At 68.9% G+C, this 9,382-nt stretch carries 12 protein-coding genes; 10 read left to right on the forward strand and 2 right to left on the reverse strand.

Annotation, left to right across the window (positions count from 1 at the left end; translation table 11 throughout):
* Window positions 1-6 precede the first annotated feature (6 nt).
* The 4 genes from B0W80_RS33095 to ureC all read left to right on the forward strand — a co-directional run bounded on the left by B0W80_RS33095 (window position 7) and on the right by ureC (window position 2,995).
* Complete coding sequence (locus B0W80_RS33095; RefSeq protein WP_077003393.1) at window positions 7-309, forward strand: urease subunit gamma; 303 nt, start codon at window positions 7-9, stop codon at window positions 307-309.
* Between the two features lie 65 nt (window positions 310-374).
* Window positions 375-971 carry a HupE/UreJ family protein gene (locus tag B0W80_RS33100; protein WP_077003383.1) on the forward strand — a complete coding sequence of 199 codons (597 nt, stop codon included), beginning with the start codon at window positions 375-377 and terminating at the stop codon, window positions 969-971.
* A complete protein-coding gene (locus tag B0W80_RS33105) occupies window positions 968-1,273 on the forward strand; it encodes an urease subunit beta (RefSeq protein ID WP_077003384.1) in 306 nt (101 codons plus the stop codon). The genes B0W80_RS33100 and B0W80_RS33105 overlap by 4 nt, the downstream gene beginning before the upstream one ends.
* Before the next feature lie 3 nt (window positions 1,274-1,276).
* The gene (gene ureC, locus B0W80_RS33110) at window positions 1,277-2,995 is read left to right on the forward strand and encodes an urease subunit alpha (RefSeq protein ID WP_077003385.1); all 1,719 of its coding nucleotides are present in this window, start codon (window positions 1,277-1,279) and stop codon (window positions 2,993-2,995) included.
* Here ureC and B0W80_RS33115 read toward each other — a convergent pair.
* Window positions 2,992-3,240: a hypothetical protein gene (locus tag B0W80_RS33115; protein WP_143684896.1), complete on the reverse strand. Its 249-nt coding sequence runs from the start codon at window positions 3,238-3,240 to the stop codon at window positions 2,992-2,994. The genes ureC and B0W80_RS33115 overlap by 4 nt on opposite strands.
* Before the next feature lie 66 nt (window positions 3,241-3,306).
* On the opposite strand from B0W80_RS33115, the gene ureE reads away from it, so the two are divergent.
* From ureE to B0W80_RS33145, 6 genes are all read left to right on the forward strand, one after another.
* On the forward strand, window positions 3,307-3,900 hold the full coding sequence (gene ureE, locus B0W80_RS33120; RefSeq protein WP_077003387.1) for an urease accessory protein UreE: 594 nt from the start codon (window positions 3,307-3,309) through the stop codon (window positions 3,898-3,900).
* A complete protein-coding gene (locus tag B0W80_RS33125; protein WP_077003388.1) occupies window positions 3,900-4,589 on the forward strand; it encodes an urease accessory protein UreF in 690 nt (229 codons plus the stop codon). Before ureE ends, B0W80_RS33125 begins: the two co-directional genes overlap by 1 nt.
* Before the next feature lie 21 nt (window positions 4,590-4,610).
* Window positions 4,611-5,261 carry an urease accessory protein UreG gene (ureG, locus tag B0W80_RS33130; RefSeq protein WP_077003389.1) on the forward strand — a complete coding sequence of 217 codons (651 nt, stop codon included), beginning with the start codon at window positions 4,611-4,613 and terminating at the stop codon, window positions 5,259-5,261.
* Between the two features lie 127 nt (window positions 5,262-5,388).
* The gene (locus B0W80_RS33135) at window positions 5,389-5,658 is read left to right on the forward strand and encodes a hypothetical protein (protein ID WP_077003390.1); all 270 of its coding nucleotides are present in this window, start codon (window positions 5,389-5,391) and stop codon (window positions 5,656-5,658) included.
* A gap of 77 nt (window positions 5,659-5,735) precedes the next feature.
* Window positions 5,736-6,467 (forward strand): aspartate/glutamate racemase family protein, encoded by a 732-nt coding sequence (locus tag B0W80_RS33140; protein ID WP_077003391.1) that lies wholly within the window; start codon window positions 5,736-5,738, stop codon window positions 6,465-6,467.
* Window positions 6,468-6,476: 9 nt separating this feature from the next.
* Window positions 6,477-8,282, forward strand: coding sequence for an acyclic terpene utilization AtuA family protein (locus B0W80_RS33145; protein ID WP_077003392.1), 1,806 nt, complete (start codon window positions 6,477-6,479; stop codon window positions 8,280-8,282).
* Window positions 8,283-8,304: 22 nt separating this feature from the next.
* Here the strand turns inward: B0W80_RS33145 and B0W80_RS33150 are convergent.
* Window positions 8,305-9,382: thiamine pyrophosphate-dependent enzyme (locus B0W80_RS33150; protein WP_256856757.1), on the reverse strand; the 1,078-nt coding region annotated here is incomplete at its 5' end.

Raw genomic sequence — 9,382 nt, forward strand, 5'->3', positions numbered from 1 at the left:
CGCCCCATGGAACTGACACCGCGCGAAAAAGACAAGCTGCTGATCTTCACGGCGGCCCTGTTGGCGGAGCGGCGCCGCGCGCGCGGCCTCAAGCTCAACTACCCGGAAGCCGTCGCGCTGATCTCCGCCGCCGTGATGGAAGGCGCGCGCGACGGCAAGACCGTGGCCGCGCTGATGAGCGACGGACGCAGCGTGCTGACGCGCGCCGACGTGATGGAAGGCGTGCCCGAGATGATTCCGGACATCCAGGTCGAGGCCACCTTTCCCGACGGCACCAAGCTCGTGACGGTGCATCAGCCGATCGTCTGACTCGGCAACGAACCACAAGCACAAGCCACACGCCAAGCAACACAACTCACGACACCGACGACACCATGCGCCTTCTTCGCCAAGCTCCCCTGCTCCTGATCGCGGCACTGCCGCTGGCCGCCGCAGCCCATTCCGGCGCCGACGCCGGCCTGCACCACGGCTTCGCGGCCGGCTTCCTGCATCCGCTGACGGGGCCGGACCACCTGGCCGCGATGGTGGCAGTCGGGCTGTGGAGCGCGCTGACCGCACGGCGTGCCTGGCCCGATCTGCTCGGGGCGCCGCTGGGCTTCGCGCTGATGCTGCTGGTGGGCGCGATGCTGGGCCTGGCGGGCGTGCAGCTGCCGGCGGTCGAGCCGATGATCGCGGCCTCGCTGCTGGTGCTGGGGCTCCTGGTCGTCACGCAGCGGCGGCTGCCTGCGCTGGCCGCGGCCGCGCTGGTCGGTGTCTTCGCGGTCTTTCACGGCGTCGCGCACGGGCAGGAACTGGCCGGCGAGTCGGGCGTTGCGTCGACGCTGGCCGGCATGCTGGCCGCGACCGTCTTGCTGCACGCCGCCGGCATCGCCGCCGGCTGGGCATTGCGCAACGGTCACCGCTGGCTGCCGCGACTGGCAGGTGCAGCGGTCGCCGCATTCGGCCTCGCTCTGCTCGGCGGCATCGCATGATCCCCGGCGAGCTGATCACCGACGAAGGCGACCACGCCCTCAACCCAGGCCGCCGCACGCTGACGCTGGTGGTGCGCAACGCGGCCGACCGGCCGATCCAGGTCGGCTCGCATTACCACTTCGCCGAGACCAACGGCGCACTCGATTTCGACCGCGAGGCCGCACGCGGAATGCGGCTGAACATCGCGTCGGGCACGGCGGTGCGCTTCGAGCCGGGGCAGCAGCGCACGGTCGAACTGGTCGACTTCGCCGGCGACCGCGTGGTGTACGGGTTCCGGGGTCTGGTTCAAGGAAAGCTCTAAGACATGGCCACCATCGGAAGGCGTGCCTACGCCGAAATCTTCGGCCCCACCGTGGGCGACCGCGTGCGGCTGGCCGACACCGACCTGGTGATCGAGGTCGAGCAGGACTACACGCTGCGCGCCGGCGGCTACGGCGAAGAGGTCAAGTTCGGCGGCGGCAAGACCATCCGCGACGGCATGGCGCAGTCGCAGCGCACGCGCGCCGAGGGCGTGGTCGACACGGTGATGACCAACGCGCTCATCGTCGACCATTGGGGCATCGTCAAGGCCGACATCGGGCTCAAGGGCGGCCGCATCGTGGCCATCGGCAAGGCCGGCAACCCCGACGTGCAGCCGGGCGTCGATATCGTCATCGGCCCCGGCACCGAGATCATCAGCTGCGAAGGCAACATCGTCACCGCCGGCGGCATCGACAGCCACATCCACTTCATCTGCCCGCAGCAGATCGAGGAGGCGCTGGCTTCCGGCATCACCACCATGCTGGGCGGCGGCACCGGCCCGGCGACCGGCACCTTCGCCACCACCGTCACGCCCGGCCCCTGGCACATCGAGCGCATGCTGCAGGCGGCCGATGCGTTTCCAATGAATCTCGGCTTCCTCGGCAAGGGCAACGCGAGCCTGCCTGCCGGCCTGACCGAGCAGATCGAAGCCGGCGTGATCGGCCTCAAGCTGCACGAGGACTGGGGCACCACGCCGGCCGCCATCAGCAACTGCCTGGACGTGGCCGATGCCACCGACACGCAGGTGGCCATCCACAGCGACACGCTCAACGAGTCGGGCTTCGTGGAGAACACCATCGCGGCGGTGAAGGGCCGCGCCATCTGCGCCTTTCACACCGAAGGCGCGGGCGGCGGGCATGCGCCGGACATCCTGCGCGTGGTAGGCGAGGCGAACTTCCTGCCGTCGTCCACGAACCCGACCATGCCTTACACCGTGAACACGCTCGACGAGCACGTCGACATGCTCATGGTGTGCCACCACCTCGACGCCGGCATTCCGGAGGACCTGGCCTTCGCCGAGAGCCGAATCCGCAAGGAGACCATCGCGGCCGAGGACATCCTGCACGACCTGGGCGCGATCAGCATGTTCAGCTCCGACAGCCAGGCCATGGGCCGGGTGGGCGAGGTCATCATCCGCTGCTGGCAGACGGCCCACAAGATGAAGGCGCAGCGTGGCAAGCTGCCCGAGGACGGCAGCCGCCACGACAACGCGCGCGCCAAGCGCTACGTGGCCAAGTACACGATCAACCCCGCCATCGCGCACGGCATCTCGCACGAGGTGGGCAGCATCGAGGTCGGCAAGTGGGCCGACCTGGTGGTGTGGAAGCCGGCCTTTTTCGGCATCAAGCCCTTCACCATCCTCAAGGGCGGCATGATCGCGATGGCCGCGATGGGCGACCCCAACGCATCGATTCCGACGCCTCAGCCGGTGCACTACCGCCCGATGTTCGGCGCCTACGGCGGCGCGCTGGCCAAAGGCTCGCTGACCTTCGTGTCGCAGGCCGGGCTGGCAGCGGGCATCGGCGGCCGCTACGGCCTGGCGAAGACCCTGAGCGCGGTGAAGAACATCCGCGGCGTGCGCAAGCACGACATGGTGCACAACGGCTACACGCCGAAGATGGAGATCGATCCGCAGACCTATGCGGTGCGGGCCGATGGGCAGTTGCTGACTTGCGATCCGGCGGTGGTGCTGCCGATGGCGCAGCGGTACTTCTTGTTTTAGCGGCGAACGTCGTTGTCGCGGTTCGACTCCATTTGGGTTGCTGAGCCGTTCTCGTGCAAGTTCGTGCACCCCGCCTGCATTTGATCTTCCAACTCCTTGCCGGGTGATGACAAGCGATAGCCGTTGTCGACTTCAGTAAGCGCTATCGGGTCACCGACCCCCCAGTTTTGCCGCGCGAGCAACTCTTCCGGAAGACTCAACCCGATCACGTCTTCTTCAATCTCCATCAACTGCACAATCGCCATCGTCATGTTCCATGCTGAAGAGCGCAATTGTCACGCGAGTCTCAGCACAGTTCTTCGCTTGTCCTCATGCTCACAGCCAACAAACTCATGCCCCGCGGCGGCGGCCTTGCGCCGGTGCTGCTCAAGCGGGCCGCGACGGTCGAACTCGACTGGGACGTGCGCCAGAAAAGCCGCTTCGACGCCACCGACTCGCAGGGCCGCCAGCTCGGCGTGTTTCTGCCGCGCGGCACGCTGGTGCGTGGCGGCGACGTGCTGGTGGCGGAAGACGGCTCGCTCGTCAAGGTGATCGCGGCGAAGCAGCCGGTGCTGGTCATCACGCATTGCAGCGAGCACGGCACGGCCTTCGACCTGATGCGGGCGGCGTATCACCTGGGCAATCGGCATGTGCCGATCGAGCTGCAGCCTGACCACCTGAAGATCGAACCCGACCACGTGCTGGCCGGCATGCTGCGCTCGATGCACCTGATCGTGCGGGAGGCCGAAGAAGGCTTCGAGCCCGAGGGCGGCGCCTATGGTGCGCATGGCGGCGGGAATGGCCATTCGCACGGCGCAACGACGCCAGTCGGGCCGGTGCTGCATCCGGACGCCTACGCCGCGCCGCACGAACACGACCATGGACACGGCCACGATCACGACCATCACCACGGCCACTCGCACTGATGGATGACGCGCCCGGCCGACTGCCCGCGGCCAGCCTGCTGCAGCTGATCTGGCTGGCCTCGCCGGCCCTTCCGGTCGGCGGCTTCTCGTATTCCGAAGGGCTGGAGCCGGCCATCGAATGGGCTGGCGTCGCGAGCGAACAGGCGGCCTGCGACTGGCTGGTCGAGCAACTGCACCTGAGCCTGGCGCGCGGCGATCTTGCCGTGGTGGGCCAGGCCGTGGCGGCTTGGCGCAGCGGCGACCTGGCCCGCATCCGCGCGCTGAACGACTGGGTGTTCCAGACCCGCGAAACCGCCGAATTTCTGCTGCAGACCGAGCAGATGGGCCGCTCTTTCGTCGAGTGGCTCAAGCTGCATCACGCCGACGCCGCGGCGATCTTCGACGCGCTGCCCGCCAGTTATCCGGTCGCCTTCGCCTTCGCCGCGAGCCGCACCGAGGCCCCTGTGCATGACGCTTGCGTGGCCTTCGCCTTCGGCTGGGCCGAGAACATGGCGGCCGCCGCGGTCAAGGCGGTGCCGCTGGGCCAGAGCGCCGGCCAGCGCATTCTGGGCCGCCTGGCTGCCGACATTCCGGCGGCGGTGGACCGCGCCCTTGCACTGGCGGATGATGAGCGCCAGGCTTTCGCCCCGATGCTGGCGGTGCTGTCGGCCCGCCACGAAACCCAATACTCGCGACTCTTTCGAAGCTGAATACTTCAACCCTGGAACACCATGAGCTCCGCCCTCCACCACATCGCCAACCGCACCAAAAGACTGCCGCCCCTGCGCGTGGGCATCGGCGGCCCGGTGGGCTCCGGCAAGACCACGCTGCTCGAGATGCTGTGCAAGTCCATGCGCGACAAGTACGACCTGATCGCCATCACCAACGACATCTACACCAAGGAAGACCAGCGCCTGCTGACGGTTTCCGGCGCGCTGCCGGCCGAGCGCATCCTGGGGGTGGAAACCGGCGGCTGCCCGCACACCGCCATCCGCGAAGATGCCTCGATCAACCTCGAGGCGATCGACCGCATGCTGACGGACTTCCCCGATGCCGACGTGGTCTTCGTCGAGAGCGGCGGCGACAACCTGGCAGCCACCTTCAGCCCCGAACTCAGCGACCTGACCATCTACGTCATCGACGTGGCGGCGGGCGAGAAGATCCCGCGCAAGGGCGGCCCCGGCATCACCAAAAGCGACCTGTTCATCATCAACAAGACCGACCTCGCGCCCTACGTCGGTGCCGACCTGGGCGTGATGGAGTCCGACACGAAGCGCATGCGCAAGCAGCGCCCCTTCGTGATGACCAACCTCAAGACGCAGGCCGGTCTGGCCGAGGTGGTGGCCTTCATCGAAGACCGCGGCATGCTCAACGAGCAGTAGGTCGACGCCCCTGCAAAGGCGCGACGGATGTGAAATACGTCACACCCTGTAAGCGGCATACACCTTCGGGCCTATTTTTTGCTCCTTGCAAAAATCTGATACTGATGGAACGAATACCAAAGTTCCTATGGCCTCCGAAGCAATCTTCCTTCCCGCAGTTGGCGGCGTCCAGTTCGCCATCTATCCCGACGGGTACGACGGGGCCCGGATCATCGCGCGGATCGACGGGGAGGCGCTGCATGCGCGCTTCCACGCGCCCGAAGGTGATTCGGCGCTGATTCGCGCCTACGACGAGAACGCCGATTCGATCGACGCGCTCGCCACCGCCCGCTATCGGGAGAACCCGATGGCGGCGATCTGCCTGCACAGCACGGACTTCCAGGCGAGCGGGTTCTAAAGCTCGCCGCGCGGGGCGCAGAATGGCCGGCCGCAAGCCGGCCGCGGTGGTCGCCGGCACCACGACCCTGACGCCCCATGCCCCTGCACATCGGAATCGTCGGCTGCTCCGCCGAAGGCGCGGCCCTCTGCTACCGGACCCTCTGCGCCGAAGGGCCCCGGCTGCTGGGCCCGCATGCCCATCCCGAGATCTCGATGCACACGCCCTCGCTGGCCGAGTACGTCGATTGCCTCGACCGCGGCGACCTGAACGGCGTCGGCGAGCTGATGCTGACGTCGGCCGGCAAGCTGGCCGGCATCGGCGCCGACTTCCTGATCTGCCCCGACAACACGATCCATCAGGCCCTGCCGCTCATCGCGGCCCGCTCGCCGCTGCCTTGGCTGCACATCGCGGAGGTGGTGGCCGACGCGGCGGTGGCGCGCGGATTCCGCCGCATCGGCCTGACCGGCACGCGCTGGCTGGTGGACAGCGAGGTCTACCCGCAGGCGTTGTCGGCACGCGGCCTCATTTGCGTGCGGCCCAGCGCGGCCGAGCGCGACGAGACGCACCGGATCATCATGGACGAGCTGGTGCCCGGCCGCTTCGATGCGCGCAGCGTGGCAGGCTTCCAGCAGGTGATCCGCCGGATGAAGGACGAGGACCGCTGCGAGGCCGTCATCCTGGGCTGCACCGAAATCCCGCTGATCATCGACGACGGCAACTCGCCGCTGCCGGTCTTCGATTCGACCCGCCTGCTGGCCCGCGCGGCGCTGCGGCGGGCCGTCGACGGCAGCGAATTGGCGCAAGCGCCGGGGACTGCCGGCCGCTAACCTGCCCGCATGCCCCGCGCACCCCGCACAGCGACCGACAAGACCGCCCGCATCGGCGGCGCCTCGGGCTTCTGGGGCGACAGCATGGTGGCCGCGCCGCAGTTGGTGCGGCATGGCCGGCTCGACTACCTGGTGTTCGACTACCTGGCCGAAACCACGATGGCCGTCCTCGCCGCAGCACGCGCGAAGAAGCCCGAGCTGGGCTACGCGACGGATTTCGTCGACGTCGCGATGAAGCCTGTCCTGGCCGAGATCGAGCGGCAGGGCATCAAGGTCGTCAGCAACGCCGGCGGCATCAACCCGCACGGCTGCGCCGCGGCCCTGCGGGCGCTGGCCGAACGCGAAGGCATCGCGCTGCGCATCGCGGTGGTGGAAGGCGACGACGTCGGCGAGCGCATGCCGGCCTTGCGGGCGCAGGGCCTGCGCGACATCGACAGGAACGAAGCGCTGCCCGAGCAGGTGCTCAGCGCCAATGCCTACCTCGGTGCCCTGCCCATCGCGGCCGCGCTGGCCGCCGGCGCCGACGTGGTGATCACCGGCCGCTGCGTGGACAGCGCCGTCACGCTCGGGCCGCTGATGCACGAATTCGGCTGGCTCGCGACCGACTACGACCTGCTCGCGTCGGGCAGCCTGGCCGGCCACGTCATCGAGTGCGGCTGCCAGGCCACGGGCGGCCTGCACACCGACTGGGAATCGATTCCCGACTGGCCGAACATCGGCTACCCGATCGTCGAATGCCATGCCGACGGCAGCTTCGAGCTGAGCAAGCCCGACGGCACCGGCGGGCGCGTGCTGCGTGCAGCCGTGGCCGAGCAGCTGCTCTACGAGATCGGCGACCCGGGTGCCTACCGGCTGCCCGACGTGTGCTGCGACTTTCGCGAGGTGCGGATCGAGCAGCGTGGGGAAGACCGGGTGTGGGTGAGCGCAGCGCGGGGACGTGCGCCGGGTGCGCGCTACAAGGTGTCGGCCACGCGGCTCGATGGCTTCCGCTGCGCCGGCAGCCTGGTGATCGTGGGCATCGACGCGGCCAGGAAGGCGCGCCGCACCGCCGATGCCATCCTGCAGCGCACTGCCCGCATCCTGCGCGAGAGGGGCGCCCCGCCCTTCAGCGCGACGCACGTGGAGGTCATCGGCGCCGAGTCGCTCTATGGTCCGCACGCGCGTGCGCAGGGCGTGCGCGAAGTGATGATGCGCGTGGTCGTCGACCATCCGCACAAAGAGGCGCTCGCGATGTTCGCGCGCGAGATCGCCCCGGCAGGCACCTCGTGGGCGCCGGGCACCACCGGGCCTGGGGGCGGGCGGCCTGCGGCGTCGCCGCTGGTCAGACCCTTCGCATTCATGCTGGACAAGTCGGCGCTGCCGGTGGGCTTCGTCATGGACGGCGAGCGGCACGCGGTGCCGATTCCGTGCGACGAAAGCGAGGAAGCCATGGCACCCGTCGCAGCCCCGGCGCCATGGCCGCAAGACGACGAACCCACGCAGCCCGTGCGCTTGCTGAAGCTGGCCTGGGCCCGCAGCGGCGACAAGGGCGACCTGTCCAACATCGGCCTGGTCGCGCGCCGCCCCGAATGGCTGCCGCTGCTGTGGGCCAGGGTGACGCCCGAGGCGGTGCAGGCGTACTTCGCGCACTTGGTGCACGGCCCCGTGGAGCGCTACTACCTCCCGGGCATCGCCGCGATGAACCTGCTGCTGCACGAGGCGCTCGATGGCGGCGGGCCATCGTCGCGGCGCATGGACCCGCTGGGCAAGGGCATGGCGCAGATGCTGCTCGACATGGAAATCGAGGTGCCGCGCCGCATTGCGCAGACGCTCTGAGCGGCGATCGGGCGGGCTCGGCTCACTCGCCGTCGTGCCAACGGTCCTTGGCCAACATGACCCGGTGATGGCCCATGCCGGCGGGAATCATCGGAAAGCAGTTCTCCTGAGCGGCCACCTGCACGTCGAGGAAGAACGGCCCTTCCGATGCGAGGCATTCGTCCAGTGCCTCTTGCAACCGTGAGGGGTCGTCCACCCGCCGCGCACCCCAGCCGAAGGCGCGCGCCAGCGCGACGAAGTCGGGCAGCGCCTCGTTCCAGCTGTGGCTCAGCCGGTTGCCATGGTTGAGCTCCTGCCACTGGCGCACCATGCCCATGTAGCCGTTGTTGCAGAGCACCAGCTTGACCGGCGCCATGTGCTGCCGGGCCGTGGCGAGCTCCTGGATGTTCATCAGCACCGAGGCGTCGCCGCTCACGCAGACGGTGAGCGCGCCTGGATGCGCGAGCTGCGCGCCGATGGCCGCCGGCAGGCCGTAGCCCATGGTGCCGGCGCCGCCCGAAGTCAGCCAGCGGCGCGGGCGCTCGAACTGCAGGTATTGCGCGGCCCACATCTGGTGCTGACCAACATCGGTCGAGACGATGGCGTCGCGGCCGTCCAGCGCCTGCTGCAGCGAGGCCATCAGCTGCTGCGGCAGGATGGCGTCGGTGCGCGGCACGAAGCCCAGGCAGCGCTGTCCGCGCCAGCGTTCGATGCGCCGCCACCAAGGCGCAAGGCGGTCGGGCGCCAGGCCATCGAGCGGCGGCATCTGCAGCAGGGCCTCCAGCACCGTGCCGCAGTCTCCGACCATCGGCACGTCGACCTTCACCACCTTGTCGACGTTCGCCGGATCGATGTCGATGTGGATCTTGCGCGCCTGCGGACAGAAGTCGTCGAGCTTGCCGGTCACGCGGTCGTCGAAGCGCGCGCCCACGCACAGCACCAGGTCGGATTCGTGCATCGCCAGGTTGGCCTCGAGCGTGCCGTGCATGCCCAGCATGCCGACGAAGCGCGGGTCTGAGGCGGGGAAGGCGCCCATGCCCATCAGCGTCAGCGTGCACGGGGCGTCGAGCCGGCGCACCAGGCGGGCGAAGGCCTCGCAGGCTGCGGGCCCGGCGTTGACG

Origin of the sequence: Variovorax sp. KK3 (assembly GCF_001984055.1) — a bacterium.
Lineage (GTDB): Bacteria > Pseudomonadota > Gammaproteobacteria > Burkholderiales > Burkholderiaceae_C > Variovorax.

What these genes read in the sequence shown, in the direction of transcription:
- B0W80_RS33095 (WP_077003393.1), top strand. Translation starts at nt 7, where the DNA reads ATGGAACTGACACCGCGCGAAAAAGACAAGCTGCTGATCTTCACGGCG.
- B0W80_RS33100 (WP_077003383.1), top strand. Translation starts at nt 375, where the DNA reads ATGCGCCTTCTTCGCCAAGCTCCCCTGCTCCTGATCGCGGCACTGCCG.
- B0W80_RS33105 (WP_077003384.1), top strand. Translation starts at nt 968, where the DNA reads ATGATCCCCGGCGAGCTGATCACCGACGAAGGCGACCACGCCCTCAAC.
- ureC (WP_077003385.1), top strand. Translation starts at nt 1,277, where the DNA reads ATGGCCACCATCGGAAGGCGTGCCTACGCCGAAATCTTCGGCCCCACC.
- B0W80_RS33115 (WP_143684896.1), bottom strand. Translation starts at nt 3,240, where the DNA reads ATGGCGATTGTGCAGTTGATGGAGATTGAAGAAGACGTGATCGGGTTG.
- ureE (WP_077003387.1), top strand. Translation starts at nt 3,307, where the DNA reads ATGCTCACAGCCAACAAACTCATGCCCCGCGGCGGCGGCCTTGCGCCG.
- B0W80_RS33125 (WP_077003388.1), top strand. Translation starts at nt 3,900, where the DNA reads ATGGATGACGCGCCCGGCCGACTGCCCGCGGCCAGCCTGCTGCAGCTG.
- ureG (WP_077003389.1), top strand. Translation starts at nt 4,611, where the DNA reads ATGAGCTCCGCCCTCCACCACATCGCCAACCGCACCAAAAGACTGCCG.
- B0W80_RS33135 (WP_077003390.1), top strand. Translation starts at nt 5,389, where the DNA reads ATGGCCTCCGAAGCAATCTTCCTTCCCGCAGTTGGCGGCGTCCAGTTC.
- B0W80_RS33140 (WP_077003391.1), top strand. Translation starts at nt 5,736, where the DNA reads ATGCCCCTGCACATCGGAATCGTCGGCTGCTCCGCCGAAGGCGCGGCC.
- B0W80_RS33145 (WP_077003392.1), top strand. Translation starts at nt 6,477, where the DNA reads ATGCCCCGCGCACCCCGCACAGCGACCGACAAGACCGCCCGCATCGGC.